This window comes from Pantoea hericii (genome assembly GCF_014155795.1).
GTDB lineage: Bacteria > Pseudomonadota > Gammaproteobacteria > Enterobacterales > Enterobacteriaceae > Pantoea > Pantoea eucalypti.
This window is the reverse complement of the sequence record NZ_SCKV01000003.1, coordinates 152,825-176,571: the sequence shown is the minus strand read 5'-3', so window position 1 is coordinate 176,571 and position 23,747 is coordinate 152,825. Positions and strand designations below refer to the sequence as shown.

Genomic DNA, 23,747 nt, shown 5'->3' with positions numbered 1-23,747 from the left:
GCTGACTCTTAAATACGCAAAAGCCCCTGCTGGAAACAGGGGCTTAGCATAACAACCGGAAATCAGGCGCTTTTATCCGCAGAAACAATAATCTGTTGCAGATTGTAAAGGGTAATCAGCGAGCGCAGTTTGTCACTGATGCCTGTAAAGCATGGGGTTATACCCTGTGCACGCGCGATTTCCCGCAAGTGCACCAGCAGGGCGAGACCGGAAGAGTCCACCCGCTCCAGCCCCGCGACGTCGATAGTATCGACATCTTTGATCAGCGTCTCGCGTTGCTGCCACAGGCTCATCAGCGTGTCGCGATCCAGTTCGCCTTTAAGTAATAGCGTGCTGGCTTCCCGCTCCCAGCGTAACGATTCGTGCATTATTGTTGTTTATCCAGCGTGATCGGTTGTGCCGCAGAAGACTTCAGTTGTGCCGTCAGACCATCAATACCTTTGGTACGCAACAAATCGCTCCACTCATTTTGTTTCGTGGTGATCATGCTGACGCCTTCGGCGATCATGTCATAAGCCTGCCATTTCCCGCTCTGGCTATTTTTACGCCACTGGAAATCGAGGCGTACCGGCGGACGTCCATTTGGGTCAATAATGGTGACACGAATAGCGACAATCTGGGCGTCGCCTAACGGCTGTTCGGGCTGAATCTGGTAGCTCTGGCCGTTATAGAGTGCCAGTGCCTGACCATACGCCTGCGCCAGGTAATCACCAAAGGCGCTGAAATAGGCTTCACGCTGAGCAGGTGTTGAGTCACGATAGTAGCGTCCCAGCACTAACGCGCCTGCATATTTAATCTGCACATATGGCAGGAGCTCCTGACGCACAATCTCACGCAGGTAGTTGGGATCCTGCTTGATTTTCGGCTGCTCATTTTTCAGACGGGTGAATGTCTTCTGCGCCGCTTCGTTCATCAGCTTGTAAGGATTGCTCTGATCGGCTGCGGTCGCCGTCAGCGGTACCGCTACCACCAGCATGGCAATCATCAATAAACGTTTAAACATGGTAAACCCTCTTCTTTAAGGTTGAGCCGGTGCCGCAGGCGCAGCACTGTCGCCTTCCTGCGCGTCTTTGGAGTCAGTTTTTTGTTTGTTATCGCCGCTCTTATAAAGGAACTGGCCGATCAGGTCTTCGAGCACCATGGCTGACTTCGTATCACGCAGCGTATCGCCATCTTTCAGCATCGCCGAGCCGAGCTCAGGATCGTCAAAGCCTAAGTTCAGCGCCAGGAACTGCTCACCCAGCAGGCCCTGAGTACGGACAGCCAGCGAGCTGGTATCTGAAATTTTATTCGCATACTGATCGCTGATCTCCATGGTGACACGCGGCAGCAGCGTTTTCGGCTCAAGCGCTATTTCTGTCACCCGGCCAATGACCACACCACCAATTTTGACCGGCGAACTGGCTTTCAGGCCGCCGATATTGTCAAAGGTCGCGTAGAGTTTCCACGTCGGCTCTGTGCCCATCGACTTTAAATCGGCGACGCGCAGACAGAGAAACAATGCGGCGATCAACGCCATAATCATAAAAATGCCAACCCAGATTTCGCTTTTTTTGCTTTGCATTGCATCAATTCCCAAACATCAGTGCTGTCAGCACAAAATCCAACCCGAGCACCGCCAGTGAAGCATGTACTACGGTACGCGTTGTCGCGCGACTGATCCCTTCAGAAGTGGGAATCGCGTCATAGCCATTAAAAAGAGCAATCCAGGTGACCGTTACGGCAAAGACGGCGCTTTTGATGATGCAGTTAACGATATCGGTTCGGAAATCGACCGCGTTCTGCATAGCTGACCAGAAGAAACCGGGATCGATCCCCTTCCAGCTCACGCCAACCAGTGCACCGCCTGCAATACCGACCGCAGTGAAGATCATGGTCAGTAGCGGCATGCTGATAAAACCGGCCCAGAAGCGCGGCGAGACTACCCGGCGCAACGGATCCACCGCCATCATCTCCATACTGGAGAGCTGTTCAGTGGCTTTCATCAGGCCGATTTCAGCCGTCAGTGCCGATCCTGCCCGTCCGGCAAACAGCAGCGCGGTAACAACCGGCCCCAGTTCACGCAGCAAGGAGAGCGCCACCAGCATACCCAGACTGGTTTCTGCACCATAGGTGTTCAGCACCAGATAGCCCTGCAGTCCGAGCACCATGCCGATAAACAGACCTGAAACCACAATAATCAGTAACGACAGTACGCCAACACTATAGAGTTGTTTGATCAGTAGCGGCGTATGTCTGCGGAACGCGGGTTTTCCCACCAGCGCGTGAAACAGCATTAATCCTGCGCGTCCAAAACTGGCGCACGTTTCAATTCCCTGACGACCGAATGACGCCAGCGCCTTCAAGACCATCTGTTTAGTTACTCCCTGAGCCGGTTAAATCAGCGAGATAGTCGCCGGCAGGAAAACGGAAGGGAACCGGACCATCCGCATGGCCATCAATAAACTGGCGCACGCGCGGGTCATTATTCTCTCGCAGTTCCGGCGTGGTGCCGTGTGCGATAATTTTTTGTCCGGCCACGATATAGGCATAGTCCGCAATACTCAGTACTTCCGGTACGTCGTGCGAGACCACAATACAGGTCAGGCCCAGAGCATGGTTAAGTTCGTCGATTAATTTTACCAGCACGCCCATGGTAATGGGATCCTGTCCGACAAAAGGTTCGTCGAACATGATCAGCTCCGGCTCAAGCGCAATTGCACGCGCCAGTGCCACACGGCGTGCCATCCCGCCCGACAGCTCAGCTGGTTTCAGCTGGGCAGCACCGCGCAGACCCACCGCTTCCAGCTTCATTAATACGGTGCTGTGCAGAATCGGTGCAGGCAGACGGGTATGTTCACGCAGCGGCCAGGCCACATTTTCATAGACCGTTAAGTCAGTAAACAGGGCACCAGACTGGAACAGCATGCTCATTTTCTTGCGCGCTTCGTACAATTTAGCGCGTGACAATGACGGAATGTTTTCGCCACGGAAAAAGATTTCACCGCTGGTTGGCTGAAGTTGCCCCCCAATCAGGCGTAGCAGAGTGGTTTTTCCTATCCCCGATGGCCCCATTATCGCCGTGACTTTCCCTTTCGGCACGGTCAGCGAAATGTCGTCGAAGATAGTGCGATCTCCGCGCGAAAAACTCACGCCACGAACCTCAACCAGATTCGTTTGCTGCTGGATCATTATTACCTCTTGTAAGGATCGGGCGTAAACATGGGGTACGATGGTAGCCTGTTCGGTCCTGATTCACGATAGCTTTACAGAAACTTACCGCTAAGATTTGGCGAAAATGGTCATTAAATTTACTTTTGCCGTTCAGGCGGTCAAAATCAGCGCCTGTCTCGCCAAACAGAACCTTAAACCGGTCGGGAAAAGCATTGCCGGCCCGGGTTTTTACGCAAGGATTTTTCATGTTCTTAGCTTCTGCACTGCTGATTATCGGTTTGCTTTTACTGGCATATGGTGCCGATCGTCTGGTGTTTAGCGCCTCAATATTGTGTCGATCTTTTGGCATCCCGCCACTGATTATCGGCATGACCGTTGTCAGCATCGGCACCTCGCTGCCCGAGATGATCCTCTCCTTTTCAGCGGCGCAGCATGGCCAGATGGATCTTGCTGTGGGTACCGCGCTCGGCTCGAATATTACCAACATTTTACTGATCCTCGGTGCCGCTGCGCTCATGCACCCGCTTTACGTCCATTCTAATCTGATACGCCGCGAACTTCCGTTAATGTTGCTGGTTACCCTGCTCAGCGGATTCATGCTGTTTGACAATCAGCTTAGTCGACTGGATGGAATTGGCCTGATCGCCATAGCCGCTATTTATCTGATGGTGGTGATTCGCATTGCACGGAAAGCGGAACAGGACAATAACGACACCCTGACCCGCGAACAGCTGGCCGAACTGCCTCGCGAAGAGAGCGGAAATACAGTGGCCTTTCTCTGGCTGGCCGTCGCGCTGATTATACTGCCGATGTCGACGCGGATGGTGATCGATAATGCGACCGCTTTTGCCGACTACTTTGGCGTCAGTGAACTGGTCATGGGCCTGACGCTTATCGCCGTGGGAACCAGCCTGCCTGAGCTGGCAACGGTCATTGCGGGTGCGCTGAAAGGTGAAGATGATATCGCGATCGGCAATCTGATCGGCGCCAACATTTATAATATTGCCATCGTGCTGGGCCTGCCGGCGCTGATTCATCCTGGCAGCATCGACTATCACGCTTTTGCCCGTGATTATTGGGTGATGCTGGGCGTCAGCGTGCTGTTTGCCCTGCTTTGCCTGCTTCGTCGCCGTCGGGTTGGTCGCACGGCAGGCTTAATTTTACTCTGTGGTTTCTTCGTCTGGGTGACGCTGCTCTGGATGCAGCCAGCATTTATGGACGGTTAACAAGGACAGACTCACTATGTCATATCAGCAACCAACAGCATTTGATTTTCAGCAGGCGGGAAAAACTGTCCTGCGCATCGAGCGTGAAGGACTGGAACAACTCGATCAATATATCAATGACGATTTCGCCCGCGCCTGCGCCCTCATTTATGCCTGTCAGGGAAAAGTGGTGGTCATGGGCATGGGCAAGTCTGGCCATATCGGCAAAAAAATGGCGGCGACCTTTGCCAGTACCGGCACGCCCGCCTTTTTTGTGCATCCGGCTGAAGCCAGCCATGGCGATCTGGGGATGGTGAGCAAAAATGATGTGGTCATCGCCATCTCTAACAGCGGTGAGTCCAGCGAAATTCTTGCGCTGATCCCAGTGTTAAAACGTCAGCATATTTCGCTGATCTGCATCACCGGACGGCCTGACAGCGCGATGGGACGGGTTGCCGATGTGCATCTTTGTGTTCATGTTCCGCAGGAAGCGTGTCCGCTGGGTCTGGCGCCCACCTCCAGCACGACGGCCACGCTGGTGATGGGTGACGCGCTTGCGGTTTCGCTGCTGGAAGCGCGTGGATTCACGGCGGAAGACTTTGCCCTCTCCCATCCTGGCGGTGCGCTGGGCCGCAAGTTGCTGCTGCATGTGGCTGATATCATGCACAGCGGCGATGAGCTGCCGCACGTCACGCGGGATGCTTCACTGCGCGATGCGCTGCTGGAAATTACGCGCAAAAACCTGGGACTGACGGTGATCGTCGACGGTCTGATGAAAATTGAAGGCATCTTTACCGATGGCGACCTGCGCCGCATTTTTGATATGGGCATCGATTTTCAGCGCGCCACCATTGGCGAAGTGATGACGCCGGGTGGCATCCGCGTCCGGCCAAATATGCTGGCGGTTGAAGCCCTGAACCTGATGCAGACCAAAAACATTACCTCGATTCTGGTGGCCGATGACGACCGTCTGCTCGGTGTGGTACATATGCATGACATGCTGCGCGCTGGCGTAGTCTGAACAGGAAGAGAAAATGCAACAGGCAACTCCCCCGATTGAAACCTGCTATGGCCCGGTCAGCGCTGATGTTATGGCACGCGCCAGCAACATTCGTCTGCTGATCTGCGACGTCGACGGCGTGATGTCCGACGGGGTGATCTACATGGGAAATAATGGCGAAGAGCTGAAGGCATTCAACGTGCGGGACGGTTATGGTGTGCGGTGTTTGCTGACCTCTGATGTAGAAGTGGCTATTATTACCGGCCGTAATGCCCGTCTGATGGAAGATCGCTGCAAAACGCTCGGCATCCGTCATCTTTATCAGGGACAATCGGATAAGCTTTTGGCCTATCGTGAACTTCTGGATAAACTGTCTCTTTCCGACGACCAGGTCGCCTATATTGGTGACGATCTGATCGACTGGCCGGTTATGGCGAAGGTGGGATTAAGTGTGGCAGTGGTGGATGCACACCCGATCCTGTTGCCACGCGCCCACTACGTCACGCGGATCGCCGGTGGACGCGGCGCGGTACGCGAAGTATGTGACCTGATATTAATGGCGCAGAACAAATTTGAGGATGCCAAAGGGCAATCAGTATGAGTAAAAGCAGGCGTTGGATAACGCTGATTCTGACCTTGATTGCACTGGTTTTGATCGGCTGGAATCTTACTAACCAGGATGACAATGGCACACCCGTCGGGCCCGACAGTCAGTCGCCGACCTACACCAGTGCTGATTCACACACTGTGGTTTATAACCCGCAGGGCGCGCTGTCATATAAACTGGTCTCAGACAAAGTGACCTATTTCTCGGATGACGAGCTGAGCTGGTTCGAAAATCCGGTGATGACCACTTATGATGAGAATAAAATCCCTACCTGGACGTTACGCGCCGATAAAGCAAAGCTCACCAAAGATCGTATGCTTTATCTGTATGGCCATGTTGAGCTGAATACGCTGACGCAGGATTCTCAGCTTGAGCGCATTAAAACTGATAACGCACAGATCAACCTTGTCACTCAGGATGTTACCTCTGATGATCAGGTAACATTGTATGGACGCAGTTTTAACTCCACCGGCATGAAAATGCGCGGCAATTTACGGACAAAAAACGCCGAGTTAATCGAGAAGGTCAAAACCTCATATGAAATTCAAAATGAACAAAAATAGCCTGAAGCTTTTACTGGCCAGCATGTTGCTGGCAACCAGCGTTCCGGCGCTTGCCCTGACCGGTGACTCGGATAAGCCCGTCAACATTGACTCGCAGAATCAGGCACTCGATTTGCAGGGCAATGTCGCGACCTTTACCGGCAATGTCATCGTGACGCAGGGTTCAATCAAAATCACGGCGGATAAAGTCGTGGTGACCCGTCCCGGTGGCGACAGCAAGAAAACCATCGTTGATGCCTACGGCAACCCCGCTACGTTCTATCAGATGCAGGACAGCGGCAAGCCGGTTCAGGGCCATGCCTCAAAGCTGCACTACGAACTGGCTAACGACTTCGTTGAACTGACCGGCAATGCGTTCATTGAGCAGCAGGACAGCAACATCAAAGGCGATCGTATTACCTATCTGGTAAAAGAGCAGAAAATGCAGGCTTACAGCCAGGGCCAGAACAAGCGCGTCACTACCGTCCTGGTGCCGTCGCAACTTCAGGATAAAGGTTCGTCCAACAGCGGAAAGAAGAGTAACTGATAGCTATGGCCACATTAATCGCAGAAAACCTGGCGAAGGCATATAAAGGCCGTCGCGTGGTAGAAGATGTCAGTCTGCAGGTAAAGTCCGGCGAGATTGTCGGCCTGCTGGGTCCGAACGGCGCCGGTAAGACCACCACCTTTTACATGGTGGTCGGTATTGTCCCGCGTGACGCTGGCCGTATCATTATTGATGATGAAGATATCAGTATCCTGCCGCTGCATGCCCGAGCGCGTCGTGGCATCGGCTATCTGCCGCAGGAGGCCTCCATTTTCCGTCGCCTCAGCGTCTACGATAACCTGATGGCGGTACTGCAGATTCGTGATGATCTGACAGAAGAGCAACGCCAGGATCGCGCCCGTGAGCTGATGGAAGAGTTTCACATCGAGCACCTGCGCGACAGCATGGGTCAGGCGCTGTCGGGTGGTGAGCGACGTCGTGTTGAGATCGCACGCGCACTGGCTGCTAATCCTAAATTTATCCTGCTGGATGAGCCTTTTGCCGGTGTTGACCCGATCTCCGTTATCGACATCAAGAAAATCATTGAGCATCTGCGTGACAGCGGCCTCGGCGTGCTGATTACCGACCATAACGTGCGTGAAACCTTAGCGGTCTGTGAGCGGGCTTATATTGTCAGCCAGGGACACCTGATTGCGCATGGCACACCCAATGAAATTCTTGCGGATGAGCAGGTTAAGCGGGTTTATTTGGGTGAAGAGTTCAGACTCTGATAAGGTGTCGTTAATACCGATGTTTACCTGGGAACTACCATCCTGTCTATGAAGCAAGGTCTACAACTCAGGTTCAGCCAACAGCTGGCAATGACTCCACAGTTGCAACAGGCGATTCGTCTGCTGCAACTCTCTACGCTTGAACTCCAGCAGGAGTTACAGCTTGCACTCGAAAGCAATCCGCTGCTTGAGCAGACTGATCTGCATGAAGAGATCGACTCCAGGGAATCGCCGGAGTCTGAGGCGCTGGATACACGCGAAGCGCTTGAGCAGAAAGAGATGCCCGATGAACTGCCGCTGGATGCCACCTGGGATGAGATCTACACGGCGGGCACGCCTTCCGGCACTGGCACCGATTATCAGGATGATGAGTTACCGGTTTATCAGGGTGAAACGACACAGTCACTGCAGGACTACCTGATGTGGCAGGTTGGATTGACGCCTTTCAGTGATACCGATCGCGCTATTGCCACCTCTATCGTCGATGCTATCGATGACACCGGATATCTCACCGTTTCGCTTGAGGAGATCCTGGACAGTATCGGCAACGATGATCTCGAAGTGGATGAAGTTGAGGCGGTGCTGAAACGCATCCAGCGTTTTGACCCGATGGGTGTTGGTGCGCGCGACCTGCGTGACTGTCTGCTGGTGCAGCTGTCGCAATTTGCGCCCGACACACCGATGCTGGCAGAAGCACGCCTGATCGTCAGCGAGCATCTCGACCTGCTGGCCAATCACGATTTCCGTAGCCTGATGCGAGTGACGCGCCTCAAAGAGGATGTACTGAAAGAAGCGATGGTGCTGATTCAGTCGCTGGACCCGCGTCCGGGTCAGTCGATCAATACCAGCGAGCCAGAATATGTCATTCCCGATGTCCTGGTGCGTAAAGTTGGCAGTCGCTGGACGGTTGAACTCAATGCCGACAGCTTGCCACGCCTCAAGATCAATCAGCACTATGCGGCAATGGGCAGTTCAGCGCGCAACGACAGCGACAGTCAGTTTATCCGCAGTAATCTGCAGGAAGCCCGCTGGCTGATTAAGAGTCTGGAAAGCCGCAATGATACGCTGCTGAAAGTAACGCGCTGCATTGTTGAGCAACAGCAGGCGTTTTTCGAGCAGGGTGAAGAATTTATGCGTCCGATGGTGCTGGCAGATATCGCCCAGGCTGTTGAGATGCATGAATCGACCATTTCTCGCGTGACTACGCAGAAGTATCTGCACAGTCCCCGTGGCATTTTTGAACTAAAGTACTTTTTCTCCAGTCATGTGAATACGGAAGGTGGAGGCGAAGCCTCCTCAACCGCGATTCGTGCGCTGGTGAAAAAATTAATTTCGGCGGAAAATCCAGCCAAACCCTTGAGCGACAGTAAACTGACCTCAATGTTATCTGATCAGGGGATTATGGTGGCACGGCGTACCGTCGCCAAATATCGTGAGTCTTTATCCATCCCGCCATCGAACCAGCGTAAACAACTGGTTTGAAAGAAATGAGAAGGAAGACCTATGCAGCTGAACCTGACCGGGCAACATGTTGAAATCACACCGCCTCTGCGTGAGTTCGTCAACGGGAAATTTGCCAAACTGGAACACTATTTTGAACATATCAATCAGGTCTATATTGTCCTGAAAGTTGAGAAAGTCACTCAGGTGGCTGATGCAACACTTCACGTGAATGGTGGCGAGCTGCACGCTACATCGGAAGCGGAAGATATGTATGCGGCAATTGATGGGCTGATCGACAAGCTGGCCCGTCAGCTGACCAAACACAAAGATAAACTGAAAAAACACTAATCTTCACGCTAGCAACGCGCGCCTGGCGCGCAGAGCCGACAGGATGGGGCGGATAATCCGCCCCGTTTTGTCATCTGAGTAAGCGCAGCTTGTCTCAGAGGTAATGACGCGCTGGCGGCGAATGGCCTGGTGAACACGCAAGTGAAATGATAATGAACAACGATCTTACACTGGAATTGAGCACAGTGCTTTCGCCAGACTGCACCCGCAGCGGCGTACACTGCCAGAGCAAAAAACGTGCGCTGGAAATCATCAGCGAACTGGCCGCTAAGCAGCTCAACCTGCCGCACCAGACGCTTTTCGAAGCGATCCTGACCCGCGAACGCATGGGCAGTACCGGTATTGGCAATGGGATCGCGATCCCTCACGGCAAGCTGGAAGAGGATACGCTGCGCGCGGTTGGGGTTTTTATCAGCCTCGAACAGCCGATTGCATTTGATGCCGTCGACAACCAGCCGGTCGATCTGTTGTTTGCTTTGCTGGTCCCGGCCGACCAGTGCAAAACACACCTGCACACCCTGTCACTGGTGGCGAAACGTCTGGCAGATAAAACGGTCTGCCGTCGTCTGCGCGCTGCCCAAAGTGATGAAGAGCTCTACGCCATTATTACGGAAATCCAGACAGAGCAGTAACACGTCTTTACCGGCCAGGTGCCGGTTTTAAAACGGGAGAAAAGGTCATGGTGCTGATGATCGTTAGCGGTCGTTCAGGCTCGGGGAAGTCAGTGGCGCTCCGTGCGCTGGAAGATATGGGGTTCTACTGTGTTGATAACCTGCCGGTCGTGCTACTGCCCGAGTTAGCTAACTCGCTGGCGGAGCGTAATATTTCGGCAGCAGTCAGCATTGATGTGCGTAACATGCCAGAATCTCCGGAAATTTTTGAAACCGCGCTGAATAACCTGCCTGACTCATTTTCACCTCAGCTGCTGTTCCTGGACGCCGATCGTAATACGCTGATTCGTCGCTACAGCGATACGCGCCGTCTGCATCCCCTTTCCAGCAAGAATCTGTCCCTGGAGAGCGCGATTGACGAAGAGAGCGATCTGCTGGAGCCATTGCGTTCGCGGGCCGATCTCATCATCGACACCTCAGAGATGTCAGTGCACGAGCTGGCCGAGATGCTGCGTACCCGCCTGCTGGGTAAACGTGAACGTGAGCTGACCATGGTGTTTGAATCCTTTGGCTTCAAACATGGCATCCCTATTGACGCTGACTATGTGTTTGACGTGCGCTTTCTGCCCAATCCCCATTGGGATCCCAAGCTGCGGCCGATGACTGGCCTCGATCGCCCGGTGGCGGCCTTTCTTGATCGCCATACGGAAGTGCATAACTTTATCTACCAGACGCGCAGCTACCTTGAACTCTGGTTGCCGATGCTGGAAACCAACAACCGTAGCTATCTTACCGTAGCGATTGGCTGCACTGGTGGCAAACACCGCTCAGTCTATATCGCTGAACAGCTTGCGGATTACTTCCGTTCGCGTGGTAAGAATGTACAGTCACGCCATCGTACGCTGGAAAAGCGCAAATCATGACCGTCAGACAAACTGTAGAAATTAAAAATAAGCTGGGCATGCACGCCCGTCCGGCAATGAAGTTATTTGAGCTGGTGCAGAGCTTTGATGCCGAAGTGTTGCTGCGCAATGAAGCGGGCACGGAAGCTGAAGCCAGCAGCGTAATTGCGCTGCTGATGCTCGACTCAGCCAAAGGCGGACACATCGAAATTGAAGCCAGCGGCCCGGAGGAAGTTCCGGCGCTGGCTGCGGTCATTGAGCTATTTGAAGCGGGTTTCGACGAAGATTAAGGCCTAGTCGAGTTTGTTACGCTGTAAAAAACCTTCTCCGCCAAGCTGGCGCATCTGACGCAGTATCCACTGTTGCCGCTCTCTGACATAACCTGAGGGGGCAGCAGCACGATAACGTATCGGATTGGGCAAAACCGCCGCCAGCAAAGCAGCATCTGCTGCCGTAAGCCGGCTGGCAGGTTTATGGAAATAGTGCTGTGAAGCCGCTTCAACGCCAAAGATACCCGGCCCGAACTCCGCGATATTGAGATAGACGGTCAGAATGCGTCGCTTAGTCCAGACCGTCTCAATCCCGACTGTCAAACCCGCCTCCAGACCTTTGCGGATCCAGCTGCGGCCATCCCAGAGAAACAGATTTTTCGCCGTCTGTTGTGACAGCGTGGACGCCCCGCGCATCCGGCTGTCGCTTTTATCCAGTACAGATTCAATTGCCGCAACATCGAAGCCCCAATGCTCAGGAAACTTTTGATCTTCTGAGGCGATAACCGCCAGTCCCATCCAGGGCGACATCTCGTCATGGCCGACCCAGTCTGAATGGGCGACATAACTAAAATCACCGTGTAACCAGGCACCAATCTGTCGTTCAGCCATCACGGCTGAAAACGGCACCGGCAGGAATGAAAAGAGTAAAATACCTGCCAGCCATGCGCCCAGCCATACCAATACGATTTGACCGACAATCCGTCTGATACGCTGTCCGACGCTTCCTTTATGCTTGTTCATGCAATCTTCCCACACTTGTTCCAGACGTTAATCAATCACTCATGTAATCACTGCCACTAACACAGGCTTTTTACGATTATCGCTGAAAACGGGACGACAGTTTCCAGACTTTATTCAATCATTTTGCATCAAAATGCTGCAACAGTTCGAAATAGTTCAAGGACTTCCGTAAAAAAGGAATCGGTTCCATTGCTTACCTTTGCTTAGGCGCTTTCCAGATAAACAGTTAATAAAGAGTAATAAGCGCCGGATTGAATCATTCGCTACATTTAACTATTATTTTTTTCTTAATCAGATGCAGTTTAAACCTTAATCAGAATCTTCGTTATAACGCTCAAATAAACAGCGCTTAACTGACTCCCTCCTGGCCATTATGGCACTGTTAGCTTCCTTTAAAGCCTCAGGTGTCCAGCAGGGAAAAGGAGAAAGTTTTAGATTCTTTTTAATCATTCCAAATCGTTTTGGATAATTCGTATCATTTCAGGCTGTGTGCTTGCAATATCAGCGCGTTAGCCACACTGGAGAGGTGAATGTTAACGCGGCTTCACTTTACTGCAGCGCAGACTCTGCCTCCCTGTCCGACAGCCTTAAAACTACACGAAAAAGAGCAAATATGGTCAAAACATCATCAATACAGCGTGTAAAATGATTCCTTACTTGACTGTGTTGGCAAATTAATGTTTTCTGTATTTAAACGCTGCTCAATATCACAAATTTTAATGAATCTTGTCGCACGAGAAGATGAATTTGCTAAGGTGATAACAGTGTTAACCAATACCCTGCGGCTGCATTAATTATTCATATCATAGCGGTCGCAATGATTTCCCTGGTGTTGGCGCAGTATTCGCGCACCCCGGCCTCGGCTGGGGTCATTTTTTTCCGGGATATCACTTCTCCTGCTCTGATACCCAGTCACGCAGTACCTGCACATCATGTCGCCACTCCTGTTTCAGCTCATCGATCCATTCAACAACATTGTCCCACCATGCCGGTAACTCCGGACTCTGAATCTGTTTCGCCAGCATCTGCAAACGCTGCAGCCCTACTGAACCCGCCGCACCTTTAATTTTGTGGCCTTCTTCAGCAATCCCTTTCTGATCTCGGGCCATCAGATTGGATTCCAGAACCGCAAGATAGTCTGGCATCATTTTTTCAAACATCGTCAGACTTTGGGTTATCAGACCGGGGCCGACCAGTTCGATATACTGTTCGAGCATGGCAACATCCAGCAGCATCCGACTTTTGTCATCGCTGACATCAAGCGTTTCTTCTTCCGCTTCTGCCTGATAATCCCAGTACTTTTTAATCATCGCAGTCAGTGCTGGCACCGCAAGAGGTTTGCTAAGAACGTCATCCATGCCTGCGTCGAAGTACTCTTTTTTGTCTTTGAGAACATTGGCGGTAAGTGCAACCAGCGGTGGCAGATGTGTTCCCTGATACTGCTGGCGAATCGCACGCGAGACATCCAGCCCGGTCATATCAGGCAATTGAATATCCAGCAGCACCAGATCAAACTCCAGCGGGTCAAACATCGCCAGCGCCTCACTGCCGGTCATGGCGACCTCAACGCTACAGCCCAGCTTTTCCAGTACTGAGCGCGCCACAATCACGTTGAGCTCAATATCTTCGACTAACAGTACGTGCAGTGCAGGCAGTGGCAGGCTGTCATCCACACCTTCGTCCTCCACCTCTTCAGCAATACGCGGGGCTTTGATTTCAACGGTGAAGCATGAACCTTGTCCTGGTGCACTGTGAACCCGGATATCCCCGCCCATCGCCTGCGCCAGTCGGCGTGATACCGCCAGCCCGATACCGGTACCGGTTGCGGGTTTGCCGCCATGCTGGTCTTTAACCTGATAGTACATGGCAAAAATCTTGTCCTGCTCGTCCTGGCGAATCCCCATGCCGGAGTCCTGCACCTCGAAGCGCAGCGTCTCGTCCTGCTCATAGGTGACCCGCACGACAATTTCACCCTGTTGGGTAAATTTCACGGCGTTACCAATCAGGTTCCACAGAATCTGGCGCAAGCGGGTCCCGTCGGTGGAAATCATATGCGGCAGTGGCAGTTGCGGCGCGAGCACAAATTTCAGCCCTTTTGGCTGTGCCAGCAGGCCGGAAAGATTTTCCAAATCGGCCAGGAAGCCGGTGAAATCAAGCGGCTGATTATCCAGTTGCACTTTACGGCGTTCGATTTTGTCCACCTCAATGACATCATTAAAGATGTTGCCCAGCGTGATGGCAGAGACATGGATGGTTTTCAGGTATTTCAGCTGTTCCTGATTAAGGTCGGTATCCAGCAGAATACGGCTCAGGCCAACAATGCCATTAAGCGGCGTACGAAGCTCGTGGCTGATCGTAGAGATAAAGGTGGTCTTCTCCCGGCTGGCGTTCTCTAACGCGTCCTGATAGCGCTTACGCTCGGTTATATCGCGGCCAAAACCCATTAGCCCGCTGCGCTTACCCACACGGTCGTAATAAGGCACTTTACGGATCTCGAAACAGGCTTTGCGTCCGTCGGGATATTGCAGCCACTGTTCATAGGTCAGCGAGACGTTGTGGCGGAACACTTTTTCGTCTGTTTCAAGCACCTTCGTTGCCGCTTCATCATCGTAGATATCACGCGGCGTCAGGCCGATCAGCTGCTTTTCGCTTTTGCCGGTGAGTAATTCCATTGCACGGTTACAGCCGGAGAACTGTTTATCGATGTTGCGATAGAAAACCAGGTCTGGCGAAGCATCCAGGAATGAGCGCAGGAAGGAAGATTGCTGCTCCAGCTCAATCTGTGCCTGCTCACGACGCGTCACCTCTTCACGCAACTTGTCCATCACCTGCTCACGAGCCAGCTCCGCCTTTTTACGGTCGCTGATCTCCTGATTCAGCTGCGTAATGGTCTCTTTCATCTGCTGATTGAGTTCCAGATCACGTGTGCGCATCTCTTCCAGCTTGTCCACCAGCCTGGCCAGTCGTTGTCGTGACTCTTCAAGCTGATCGACCACGACGGACAGGAAATAGACTGCCCAGGGCGTAATCAGCAGCCCGAAGAAGACCGAACGCACCACGTCAATACTCTCAACATGGCCCCGCAGCACCATCGTGACCGCCATCTGGACAATCATCGCCAGCACCACCAGCGCAGACGCCAGCAGCAGCGAAAACCTCACCAAACCCAGCTTGACCATTAAATCAACGTAGTACTGCGCCAACAGACGAATTTGTTTCATAACAACTCCCTGGATGAGAAACAGCCTCATAATAGCGCAGTTACCCTGCTGACGTCGCAGCACGTCGCAGGGAGAAGCGGGATAAAACGCCCTGTTATGGTGCATCCGCGCGGCCGATCGGCGACGTTAAGGACAAAGCGGTTAAAACCCTTGACTGACTGTGCCAAATGAATAATCTGTAAGGCCGCCAGCGAATCACCGATTTCTCTGTCCGGCTTTTTTCAATATCCTGGCAGACTCCTGCTGCGCAGGCACACCTTTCATATATGCATACCCATTCATCTTTAATGATGTTTTACGCACGCTCATCCTGATTAATTTTTCTTATAACCAATGGCTGTTTCATTCAAATAGTCGGACATAAGAAAAACAGATACATGCTATGCATCAACGGTGTTGAACAGCATTTAATGCTGTCTAACACCCCGTCACCAGCATGGTGCAGAGATCTGATGCCTGCACTACAGTGAGTCAGTTCACATTTATCGGCCGATCGACGGGTGCCAAAGTGATACATTTTAAACCATAAAAACCATTTAATTCATAAAGTTATATACATTAAACACCTGATTACCCCGTCTGACCACGCCATTTGACCTGATTACGCTTTCCCGATAAGTTGGAAATCCGCTGAAAGCTTTCCAGACGGGCCATTGTCTCGGCATATCTATGCAACAAGAAGACTCCCGCGTGGTTTAAGTCATCTCCTTTAAGAGACCGGAAATCAGAGAGCAGCTCAATTAAGGACGTTTTACCGATGTCTGGAGAGAAATGCTCAGGGCTATGACGCGCGCTCGACAGAGCATGGCGATGAAAATGATAGCGCCCCAGTGCGCCCAGACCCTGAATCAGTGCAGGTAATGTCAAAGCAGTTTAAGGAGACCCTCAATGTCCACTAAAAAACCTCAATCCTATGGCTTGTATGATCCGACAGCAGGCAGTGACAGCTGTGGTGTAGGTTTCATTACGCGTAAGGACGGCGAGCAGACCCACGAGATTCTGCAGATGGCACACAGCGCTCTGTGTACCGTGCCTCACCGCGGCGGTATGTCCGCGGAAGGCGTCGGCGATGGTGCGGGGGTCAACGTTGATCTGTCGCTGCACTTCTTCCGCAAAATTACCGGCCAGCCGCTGGAAGCGGGTCGCTTTGGTGTCGGCAACTTCTTCGTGCCAAAAGATGCCGGGCTGCGCGCGAATGCCGAACGTCTGGTGGATGAGGCACTCAGCAGCTTTGGCCTGCCGGTGATCATGAAACGCGACATGCCGCTCGACAGTAGCGTGACGCGCCCGGCCGCCGTGCAGTTTCAGCTACCGATTTTGCAGTGGATTTTCACTGCGCCAGAGGACGTGGTCGACCAGAACGACTTCGAAAAACGTATCTACCGCGCCCTGCTGACCATTGAAGCCCGTGCGTTTACCGAAAGCGAATTTGGCGGTCTTTATCCGCTGTCGCTGTCATCACGCACCCAGGTGTTTAAAGCCCGTCTGAATTCCAATGAAGTGATCCCTTACTTCAAAGATCTGACCGATCCGGACCATCAGGTACGCGGGCTGTTCTTCCATACCCGCTTCTCCACTAACACCGATCCGCATACCACCATGGCACAACCGTTCCGCCTGATGGCGCATAACGGTGAACTGAACACTGACCGCAAAAACCGCATCGCCGAGTCGGCGCTGGCGCTGGCGCGTGGCAAGAAAATCGTCCGGCCAAAAGGCCAGTCTGACAGTTCGCGTCTGGATCAGAGCATCCACAGCCGTCTGATGGAAGATAACCTCGATCTGATCACCGCCGTGGTCTCGATGATGCCGCCCGCCTGGGAAAATGACAGTTCTCTGCCGACAGAAGTGCGCGACATGCTGGAGTATTTCTCGCTGTATGAAGAGAAGAACGACGGCCCTGCAGCATTAATCTTTGGCAATGGCGAAGTCATTGGTGCTCGTCTGGACCGTCTTGGCCTGCGTCCACTGCGTTCAGTCGAAACGGCTGAGTATATCGGTGCAATGTCAGAAGCCGGGCAGATCGCGTTTCCACCTGAAAGCGTGTTGCGTCGTGGCCGAATCGAAGCGGGCGGCATGCTCTATTTCGATCATCGTGAAAAACGCAGCTACACCACGCTGCAGGCGCTGGAAAAACTGGCTGCAGAGAAAGATTATTCTGCGTTGCTTCGCGAAGCGCGCGTCGGTCTTGACGATCTGCCTGAGATCCCGGCAGAGCAGCAGGGTTCACCGTTACGTTATCGCGGCGACCTGAAAACCTATCAGCGCTTTGTTGCCTACTACTACAACCAGGAAAGCTTCAAGTTCATGATGGACCCGATGCTGAACACTGGCGCAGAGAAGATCTCTGCGATGGGTTACGGCAACGCAATTAATGGCTTATCCGATCATGAAGGCGGCATGGCGCACTACTTCTCTCAGCGCTTTGCTCAGGTAACCAACCCACCGCTGGACTCTATCCGCGAAGTGGACGGTATGACGCTGCGCGTCGCGCTGGGCGCAAAACCGCATCTGGGCCGCAGTAAAGGCCGTCAGATTGTGGTGCCGAGCCCCATCCTCAGCCACCTTGATATGCTGCGTTTACGTGAGCAGAAAATCGCGCCTTATGCCCGCTTTGAGATGCTCTATGAGCCCGTGATCGGTAAAGATTTGCTGAGCACCACGGCTAACGCGAATGCGCTGGAAAAAGCGATTGATGACCTGGCGCAACAGGTTGTGGATTTTGCCCGCTCTCAGGGTGGCATTGCCGTACTGACCGATCGCCACATCTCGTCGAAACACGCTGCAATCCCGATGTTGCTGGTGGTATCCGCCATTAACCAGCGTCTGGTGCAGGAAGGCCTGCGTCTGGATGTTTCTCTGGTGGTGGAGAGCGGCCAGAGCATCTCTTCGCACCACATTGCCGCCACACTTGGTTTCGGCGCTTCCGCTATCTACCCACTGGGCGTACAGATGCGGGCAGAGGAGAAATTTGGTGAAGGTGAAGAAGGCAACAAAGCCTTTAAACGCTATGCCAAAGCGGCTGAAAAAGCGCTGATGAAAACCATGGGCAAAGTGGGCCTCTGTACCGTTGAGAGCTACAGCAGCGGCGAGTTCTTTGAGCCAAACTTCCTCAACACCGATGATCCGGTGTTGAAAAAGTATTTCCCGAATATCAGAACACCGGTGGGCGGCGCAGGCTTCGCAGCAATCGCGGCGATGGCAGTAGACTGGCACCAGAGCGCACTGAAGATTCAGGGTGAATCTGAAGTGCCATTGCTGGGCCTGTTTAAAGAGCGTGCAGAAGGCGCGGGGCACTCTTACGGCACCATCGCCGTACGTACTTTCATCGACATGACTGAAGAGCCGATTCGCTTTGCCGACAAAGCGCGCGAAGAGGACAACTTTATCCGCCTGATGACGCTGGCAAAACTGGATAACGCGTTTGGCATCAAGCCCGAAACGTTCAAAGACAGCAGCTTCGAGCGCATCCCGGATGACGTCATCAACAATTTTGCCATTACTGCCGATTATCGTCAGTTCTCAAGCCTGATGTACGAAGAGCGTAAACGTCGTCCGGCGGCCCTGCGCGACATCCTGACCTTCCCGGCTGATTTGACACACATCGACAGCGAAGCGGAGTTCCGTCGCAAACTGGGACGCTACTCACTGACCAACAACGGCTTTGCGATTCGCGGCATGGTGTGTGAAGCGGTGGATGGCAGCCTGAATCACTTCATGCTGCGTCTGACCGATGCCATTGAAGGGCTGAAGCCTGAGAGTGAGCGCCTGCAGAACCTGTCACGCGCCCTGAAGTTCCGCTTCGGCGATGATATTGAGAGCAGCGAAGTGGTTGAAGGGGGTCTGAAAGTGACCGCGTACGGTAAAGCGGCTGATTATCTGTCACGTATCTTCACCACCCTGCCCTCACTGCCGCTGAGCGACGTACAGCCAGCCTGTGAAATTACCCGTACCTTTGCCTCCGGCGCGATGAGCCACGGTGCGCTGGTCGCGCCTGCTCATGAAGCGGTTGCACACGGCACAAATATGGTCGGCGGCATGAGTAACTGCGGTGAAGGCGGTGAGCACTACTCCCGCCATGGCACTATTCGTGCCTCCCGTATCAAACAGCTGGCTTCCGGTCGTTTCGGCGTCTGGGCTGCCTATCTGGCAGATCCAATGCTGGAAGAGCTGGAGATCAAAATTGGTCAGGGTGCGAAGCCTGGCGAAGGCGGACAGTTACCGGCAGCCAAAGTCACGGTAGAGATTGCGGCTGCGCGTGGCGGCACGCCTGGCGTTGAGCTGGTTTCTCCACCGCCACACCATGACACCTACTCCATCGAAGATCTGGCGCAGTTAATCCACGACTGTAAAGCCGCGCGGGTGCGCGTTATCGTCAAACTGGTCTCGTCTGAAGGCATCGGCACCATCGCGGTTGGCGTAGCCAAAGCCGGTGCAGATGTGATTAACGTGGCGGGTAACACCGGCGGTACCGGCGCAGCGTCTGTCACCAGTCTGAAATACACCGGACGCGTAGCCGAAATCGGCATCGCTGAAGTCCACCAGGCGCTGTGCGCCAATGGTCTGCGCGATAAAGTCCTGCTGCGCTGCTCTGGCGCGCAACAAACCGGCAGCGATGTCGTGAAATCTGCCCTGCTGGGCGGCGACAGTTTCGAGTTCGGCACTACCGCGCTGATGATGCTGAAATGCGTGATGGCGAAGAACTGTAATGTGAAGTGCCCGGCTGGCTTAACCACCAATGCCGAAGCCTTTGATGGCGATCCACGTCAGCTGGCGCAGTACTTCCTCAACGTGGCGCATGAAGTGCGTGAGATCCTGGCACGTATGGGTCTGCGTTCTTTGCGTGAAGCGCGCGGTCGCTCTGACCTGCTGCACCTGATGGATCACCCGCTGGAAGTGGGCAAACTCGACTTACGCGCCATGCTCACCGTGGTGCCTGAACTGAAAATCGACAAGCCGGTTTATCTGGAAAAAGATTTTGAACTGGATGATGGCTGGATTGAGCAGCTGAAACTGTCGCTGGTGGAGCAGGGAAATCCTGACGTCGCACTGGGCGATGGCATCGTGCTGAATAACCGCAACAAAAGTGTCGGTGGTCAGCTGGCTATCGATATCGAACGCATGCTGAACCATCAGTTGAGCGCGGAGCAGTTAAACCTGATGCCTGCTGTCATGACTGACGATCGCGGTCGCCGCTATCTGGCGCCTGAGAGCGTAAAAATTTCCACAACCGGCTCTGCCGGCCAGTCATTTGGCGCATTCTGCAACGATGGCATGCAGCTGGCACACTATGGCACCTGTAATGACGGTGTCGGCAAAGGACAGTGTGGCGGCGAACTGATTGTGATGTCGCCGGGTGGCGGCGCGCAGGATGCCGATGGCAACGTGCTGATTGGTAACTTTGCGCTGTTCGGTGCAACTGGCGGACGTCTGTTCGTACAGGGCCAGGCCGGTGACCGCTTCGCGGTGCGTAACTCAGGTGCAACGGCCGTCGTTGAAGGCGTGGGTGACTTCTGCTGTGAATATATGACCAACGGCGCCATTCTAAACCTGGGCACCTTTGGTAAAGGATTTGGCAACGGCATGAGTGGCGGCTTTGCCTACCAGTACGATCCCTATGGTTCGCTGGCAAGCCACGCTGCCGGGGACTCTGTGCGGTTTGGCTCCATTGCCGATCAGGATGAGATGGCGCAGGTGCACAAGCAGGCGGTACTGACCATGCTCAACTGGCATCTTGAGGCAACAAAATCGCCACGTGCTGCCTGGCTGCTGGAAAACTGGGAAACAGAGTGTCATCACTTTGTTTATGTGATGCCACGTTCGCTGCTGCTCTATCAGGATGGCGGTGAGATCCTGAAAGCCAAGAGCCGTAAAGATCTGCTCGAAGAGCTATCAACGGCGCTGGCAGGCCATCAGGTTGCCAAGTTTAAAGCCGCGTGGCGTCAGGGTAAAACCATCGCCAACGGTGCCGTACCAGCCTATGGCGCGACCGATACGCAGGAGATGTTTGTCCTGCTGAACAACTACACCGTGCTCAGCTTTGCCCAGCAACTGGCACTGGCAAAATTGCCGAAAGGCACGCCGGTTGAAGATCCGGCGGTAGAAAAAGCGGTGCGTAATCTGCTGATGACGGAAGACTTTTCGCTGGTCAGTAAGCTGCAGCGTCATGCCCGTTCCGCCATCGAGAGTTACAGCGATGACGAACTGGCGAGTCTGATTGGGACCAAACGCATGTCAGATTACAAAGCGGCGCTGACGCAACGTAATATCCGCTCCATGGACAGCCTGGCAACCTACGGCTGGATCATGTATCAGGATGCCTGTAACCGGGAAGTGCTGGGTCATCTGCCTGACTTTGAAGAGCTGTTTGCACGTGCGGCATTGCCGGAAATCGCCGCTGCGGTGGGTAAACTCTCCTGACAGTGATACTGATCAGGCTGAACTGAATATTATTAATTGATCATTGCCCGGATTAATCGTTGTACCGGACAGATGCAAAACCGCTCTCCCCTGCTGCAAAATCTGCGGCACGGGAAAGCGGAACGGCTGTCACACCGGACAACGCCACTGATATCGGGCGAGAACGGGATTGAGTAAACGTACCCATGAAAATTCCTTATATTCCAGAAGATGCACCTTTTAATGGCGATCAGAAGTACTGGCTGGCTGGCTTTCTTGCGGGGCTTCACTCCCGTTTGCTGGTGTTAGAAGACAAACAGCAACCTGCCGCAGGTACGGGTGCAGCCGCGACCACGCAACTGCACATTCTGTATGGCTCGCAGACCGGCAATGCCGAAGCGCTGGCGCATACCGCAGCAAAATCTGCCCGCGCGAAAGGGCTGGTTCCGGTGGTTCAGGCGCTGGGCGATGTCGATCTTGATGTGTTCGCCACCATGCGCCATGTGCTGATTGTTACCTCGACCTATGGCGAAGGGGAAATGCCGGACAACGCACAGCTATTCTGGGATGCGATTTCTGCCAGTACCGCACCGCGTCTGGAGCAGATGCATTTTGCCGTGCTGGCGATTGGCGATACCGGTTACGACGGCTTCTGTCAGGCGGGCAAGTTCATTGATATGCGCCTTGAGCAGCTGGGCGCGAAACGCGTGGTTGATCGTATCGATTGTGATATTGATTATGAAGAGCCTTCCAGCGAATGGCTGAACAGCTCAATGCCACAGTTTGCTGCCAGCGCGGGCAGCAGCGGCACCGTGCTGGAGAGTGCACCTGAAGCGCCTGTGATTCCTGGCAGCAATAAATCGAATCCGTATGCCGCCGCACTGATCACCAACAAGCGTTTGTCAGGCGAGCAGTCAGCAAAAGATATCCGTCATTTCGAATTCGACCTGTCGGACAGCGGTCTGAAGTATGAAGCGGGCGATGCGCTGGGCGTGATTCCGGTCAATGAACCGTCGCTGGTCAGCCTGCTCCTGACTCAGCTTAATGCTGATTACCAGACACCGGTGCCCGGCTTCGACCGCAGCCTCGGCGACCTGCTGACCTACCAGTTTGAGATTTCGGAGCCGTCGCGCAAGTTGATCGAATGGGTCGGACAGAACACCACCAACCAGGAACTGCGTCATGTGTTACAGCATGATGATAAAGATGCGCTGGGCGTGTGGCTGTGGGGCAAAGATACGCTCGACCTGCTGCAGCTTGAACTGACGCGCTCGCTGGCGGTACCTGAATTCGTCGCTCTGCTGCGTCCGTTGCAGCATCGTGCTTACTCCATTTCGTCCAGTTCTAAAGCCCATCCTAACCAGGTGCATCTGACTGTTGCCTCAGTGCGTTATCACAGCGGCGGCCGTAATCGCGGTGGCGTCTGCTCCACCTATCTGGCCGAGCGTGTGCGTCGTGGCGAGAAACCCGCCATCTTTATTTCACCCAATAAATCGTTCCGCGTGCCGGCTAACAACAGCGCACCGCTGATCATGGTGGGACCCGGTACCGGCATCGCCCCATTCCGGGCCTTCCTGCAGGAGCGTCAGGCAACCGGCGCGCAGGGAAAAAACTGGCTGTTCTTCGGCGATCAGCATCAGGAACATGACTTTATCTATCAGGATGAATTACTTGCCTGGCGGGATAATGGCTTGCTGACCCGCCTGGATCTGGCGTTCTCACGCGATCAGGAGAAGAAGATCTACGTGCAGAGCCGGATGCTTGAGCAGGGTGCAGAACTCTATGCCTGGCTGCAGGAAGGGGCTTACTTCTACGTCTGCGGCGATGCATCGCGCATGGCGAAGGATGTGGATAACGCGCTGTATGAAGTGGTTCGCCAGTTTGGTGGGCTCTCCACCGAGCGCGCTGCAGACTACGTGGATCAGCTGAAGAAAGAGAAACGCTACCTGCGCGACGTCTACTGATAGCAAAGGTGTGCTGAAAGAAATCCGGCTTGCGCAGGCAGCCGGATTTTTTTTATCTCTT

General features: G+C 53.7%; 21 protein-coding genes. 13 read left to right on the top strand and 8 right to left on the bottom strand.

The annotated features are described in order from the left end of the window. Nucleotides 1-62 precede the first annotated feature (62 nt). The 6 genes from mlaB to H7K52_RS07875 are packed head-to-tail and all read right to left on the bottom strand — an operon-like array spanning nucleotide 63 to nucleotide 3,400. A complete protein-coding gene (gene mlaB / locus H7K52_RS07900) occupies nucleotides 63-368 on the bottom strand; it encodes a lipid asymmetry maintenance protein MlaB (RefSeq protein WP_008925413.1) in 306 nt (101 codons plus the stop codon). After that, complete coding sequence (gene mlaC, locus H7K52_RS07895) at nucleotides 368-1,003, bottom strand: phospholipid-binding protein MlaC (RefSeq protein WP_008925412.1); 636 nt, start codon at nucleotides 1,001-1,003, stop codon at nucleotides 368-370. The genes mlaB and mlaC overlap by 1 nt, the downstream gene beginning before the upstream one ends. 15 nt (nucleotides 1,004-1,018) lie before the next feature. Continuing rightward, entirely contained in the window at nucleotides 1,019-1,564 is a 546-nt protein-coding gene (gene mlaD, locus H7K52_RS07890; protein ID WP_008925411.1) for an outer membrane lipid asymmetry maintenance protein MlaD, read from the bottom strand. A gap of 4 nt (nucleotides 1,565-1,568) precedes the next feature. Then, nucleotides 1,569-2,351 carry a lipid asymmetry maintenance ABC transporter permease subunit MlaE gene (gene mlaE, locus H7K52_RS07885; protein WP_078804847.1) on the bottom strand — a complete coding sequence of 261 codons (783 nt, stop codon included), beginning with the start codon at nucleotides 2,349-2,351 and terminating at the stop codon, nucleotides 1,569-1,571. Nucleotides 2,352-2,355: 4 nt separating this feature from the next. Beyond that, complete coding sequence (gene mlaF / locus H7K52_RS07880; RefSeq protein ID WP_008925409.1) at nucleotides 2,356-3,171, bottom strand: phospholipid ABC transporter ATP-binding protein MlaF; 816 nt, start codon at nucleotides 3,169-3,171, stop codon at nucleotides 2,356-2,358. Then, nucleotides 3,143-3,400 (bottom strand): hypothetical protein, encoded by a 258-nt coding sequence (locus H7K52_RS07875; protein WP_128755139.1) that lies wholly within the window; start codon nucleotides 3,398-3,400, stop codon nucleotides 3,143-3,145. Before H7K52_RS07875 ends, mlaF begins: the two co-directional genes overlap by 29 nt. Here H7K52_RS07875 and H7K52_RS07870 point away from each other — a divergent pair. The 11 genes from H7K52_RS07870 (at nucleotide 3,399) to npr (ending at nucleotide 11,379) form a co-directional block, all read left to right on the top strand. Beyond that, entirely contained in the window at nucleotides 3,399-4,379 is a 981-nt protein-coding gene (locus H7K52_RS07870; protein WP_003851100.1) for a calcium/sodium antiporter, read from the top strand. The two genes, H7K52_RS07875 and H7K52_RS07870, sit on opposite strands and share 2 nt — an antisense overlap. 16 nt (nucleotides 4,380-4,395) lie before the next feature. Next, nucleotides 4,396-5,379: an arabinose-5-phosphate isomerase KdsD gene (kdsD, locus tag H7K52_RS07865; protein ID WP_003851102.1), complete on the top strand. Its 984-nt coding sequence runs from the start codon at nucleotides 4,396-4,398 to the stop codon at nucleotides 5,377-5,379. Nucleotides 5,380-5,392: 13 nt separating this feature from the next. Beyond that, a complete protein-coding gene (gene kdsC / locus H7K52_RS07860) occupies nucleotides 5,393-5,959 on the top strand; it encodes a 3-deoxy-manno-octulosonate-8-phosphatase KdsC (protein ID WP_182629906.1) in 567 nt (188 codons plus the stop codon). After that, nucleotides 5,956-6,528, top strand: coding sequence for an LPS export ABC transporter periplasmic protein LptC (gene lptC, locus H7K52_RS07855; protein ID WP_008925408.1), 573 nt, complete (start codon nucleotides 5,956-5,958; stop codon nucleotides 6,526-6,528). The genes kdsC and lptC overlap by 4 nt, the downstream gene beginning before the upstream one ends. Next, complete coding sequence (gene lptA / locus H7K52_RS07850) at nucleotides 6,503-7,054, top strand: lipopolysaccharide ABC transporter substrate-binding protein LptA (protein WP_033762313.1); 552 nt, start codon at nucleotides 6,503-6,505, stop codon at nucleotides 7,052-7,054. Before lptC ends, lptA begins: the two co-directional genes overlap by 26 nt. A 5-nt stretch (nucleotides 7,055-7,059) precedes the next feature. After that, nucleotides 7,060-7,785, top strand: coding sequence for an LPS export ABC transporter ATP-binding protein (gene lptB, locus H7K52_RS07845; RefSeq protein WP_003851107.1), 726 nt, complete (start codon nucleotides 7,060-7,062; stop codon nucleotides 7,783-7,785). A 48-nt stretch (nucleotides 7,786-7,833) separates the two neighbouring features. Beyond that, nucleotides 7,834-9,267 (top strand): RNA polymerase factor sigma-54, encoded by a 1,434-nt coding sequence (gene rpoN, locus H7K52_RS07840; RefSeq protein WP_182629905.1) that lies wholly within the window; start codon nucleotides 7,834-7,836, stop codon nucleotides 9,265-9,267. 21 nt (nucleotides 9,268-9,288) lie between these two features. Continuing rightward, a complete protein-coding gene (gene hpf, locus H7K52_RS07835; RefSeq protein ID WP_003851111.1) occupies nucleotides 9,289-9,576 on the top strand; it encodes a ribosome hibernation promoting factor in 288 nt (95 codons plus the stop codon). Between the two features lie 152 nt (nucleotides 9,577-9,728). Continuing rightward, a complete protein-coding gene (gene ptsN / locus H7K52_RS07830; RefSeq protein ID WP_008925405.1) occupies nucleotides 9,729-10,208 on the top strand; it encodes a PTS IIA-like nitrogen regulatory protein PtsN in 480 nt (159 codons plus the stop codon). 47 nt (nucleotides 10,209-10,255) lie between these two features. Beyond that, complete coding sequence (gene rapZ / locus H7K52_RS07825) at nucleotides 10,256-11,110, top strand: RNase adapter RapZ (protein WP_003851114.1); 855 nt, start codon at nucleotides 10,256-10,258, stop codon at nucleotides 11,108-11,110. After that, nucleotides 11,107-11,379: a PTS phosphocarrier protein NPr gene (gene npr / locus H7K52_RS07820; RefSeq protein WP_003851116.1), complete on the top strand. Its 273-nt coding sequence runs from the start codon at nucleotides 11,107-11,109 to the stop codon at nucleotides 11,377-11,379. Before rapZ ends, npr begins: the two co-directional genes overlap by 4 nt. Before the next feature lie 3 nt (nucleotides 11,380-11,382). On the opposite strand, the gene mtgA is transcribed toward npr, so the two are convergent. Together mtgA and arcB are read right to left on the bottom strand one after the other, a co-directional pair. Next, complete coding sequence (gene mtgA / locus H7K52_RS07815) at nucleotides 11,383-12,102, bottom strand: monofunctional biosynthetic peptidoglycan transglycosylase (RefSeq protein ID WP_182629904.1); 720 nt, start codon at nucleotides 12,100-12,102, stop codon at nucleotides 11,383-11,385. 887 nt (nucleotides 12,103-12,989) lie between these two features. Beyond that, on the bottom strand, nucleotides 12,990-15,323 hold the full coding sequence (gene arcB / locus H7K52_RS07810) for an aerobic respiration two-component sensor histidine kinase ArcB (RefSeq protein ID WP_003851122.1): 2,334 nt from the start codon (nucleotides 15,321-15,323) through the stop codon (nucleotides 12,990-12,992). A gap of 888 nt (nucleotides 15,324-16,211) precedes the next feature. Between arcB and H7K52_RS07805 the strand changes: the two genes are divergently transcribed. Further along, a complete protein-coding gene (locus H7K52_RS07805; RefSeq protein WP_105099500.1) occupies nucleotides 16,212-21,743 on the top strand; it encodes a glutamate synthase-related protein in 5,532 nt (1,843 codons plus the stop codon). Nucleotides 21,744-21,928: 185 nt separating this feature from the next. Beyond that, nucleotides 21,929-23,686 carry a sulfite reductase subunit alpha gene (locus tag H7K52_RS07800; RefSeq protein ID WP_182629903.1) on the top strand — a complete coding sequence of 586 codons (1,758 nt, stop codon included), beginning with the start codon at nucleotides 21,929-21,931 and terminating at the stop codon, nucleotides 23,684-23,686. Nucleotides 23,687-23,747: the final 61 nt, after the last annotated feature.

Coding starts and splice junctions, on each gene's coding strand:
- H7K52_RS07800 (WP_182629903.1), top strand. CDS start 21,929: ATGAAAATTCCTTATATTCCAGAAGATGCACCTTTTAATGGCGATCAG.
- lptB (WP_003851107.1), top strand. CDS start 7,060: ATGGCCACATTAATCGCAGAAAACCTGGCGAAGGCATATAAAGGCCGT.
- mlaF (WP_008925409.1), bottom strand. CDS start 3,171: ATGATCCAGCAGCAAACGAATCTGGTTGAGGTTCGTGGCGTGAGTTTT.
- npr (WP_003851116.1), top strand. CDS start 11,107: ATGACCGTCAGACAAACTGTAGAAATTAAAAATAAGCTGGGCATGCAC.
- kdsC (WP_182629906.1), top strand. CDS start 5,393: ATGCAACAGGCAACTCCCCCGATTGAAACCTGCTATGGCCCGGTCAGC.
- mlaB (WP_008925413.1), bottom strand. CDS start 368: ATGCACGAATCGTTACGCTGGGAGCGGGAAGCCAGCACGCTATTACTT.
- H7K52_RS07805 (WP_105099500.1), top strand. CDS start 16,212: ATGTCCACTAAAAAACCTCAATCCTATGGCTTGTATGATCCGACAGCA.
- H7K52_RS07875 (WP_128755139.1), bottom strand. CDS start 3,400: ATGAAAAATCCTTGCGTAAAAACCCGGGCCGGCAATGCTTTTCCCGAC.
- lptA (WP_033762313.1), top strand. CDS start 6,503: ATGAAATTCAAAATGAACAAAAATAGCCTGAAGCTTTTACTGGCCAGC.
- arcB (WP_003851122.1), bottom strand. CDS start 15,323: ATGAAACAAATTCGTCTGTTGGCGCAGTACTACGTTGATTTAATGGTC.
- kdsD (WP_003851102.1), top strand. CDS start 4,396: ATGTCATATCAGCAACCAACAGCATTTGATTTTCAGCAGGCGGGAAAA.
- ptsN (WP_008925405.1), top strand. CDS start 9,729: ATGAACAACGATCTTACACTGGAATTGAGCACAGTGCTTTCGCCAGAC.
- rapZ (WP_003851114.1), top strand. CDS start 10,256: ATGGTGCTGATGATCGTTAGCGGTCGTTCAGGCTCGGGGAAGTCAGTG.
- mtgA (WP_182629904.1), bottom strand. CDS start 12,102: ATGAACAAGCATAAAGGAAGCGTCGGACAGCGTATCAGACGGATTGTC.
- hpf (WP_003851111.1), top strand. CDS start 9,289: ATGCAGCTGAACCTGACCGGGCAACATGTTGAAATCACACCGCCTCTG.
- mlaC (WP_008925412.1), bottom strand. CDS start 1,003: ATGTTTAAACGTTTATTGATGATTGCCATGCTGGTGGTAGCGGTACCG.
- lptC (WP_008925408.1), top strand. CDS start 5,956: ATGAGTAAAAGCAGGCGTTGGATAACGCTGATTCTGACCTTGATTGCA.
- mlaD (WP_008925411.1), bottom strand. CDS start 1,564: ATGCAAAGCAAAAAAAGCGAAATCTGGGTTGGCATTTTTATGATTATG.
- mlaE (WP_078804847.1), bottom strand. CDS start 2,351: ATGGTCTTGAAGGCGCTGGCGTCATTCGGTCGTCAGGGAATTGAAACG.
- H7K52_RS07870 (WP_003851100.1), top strand. CDS start 3,399: ATGTTCTTAGCTTCTGCACTGCTGATTATCGGTTTGCTTTTACTGGCA.
- rpoN (WP_182629905.1), top strand. CDS start 7,834: ATGAAGCAAGGTCTACAACTCAGGTTCAGCCAACAGCTGGCAATGACT.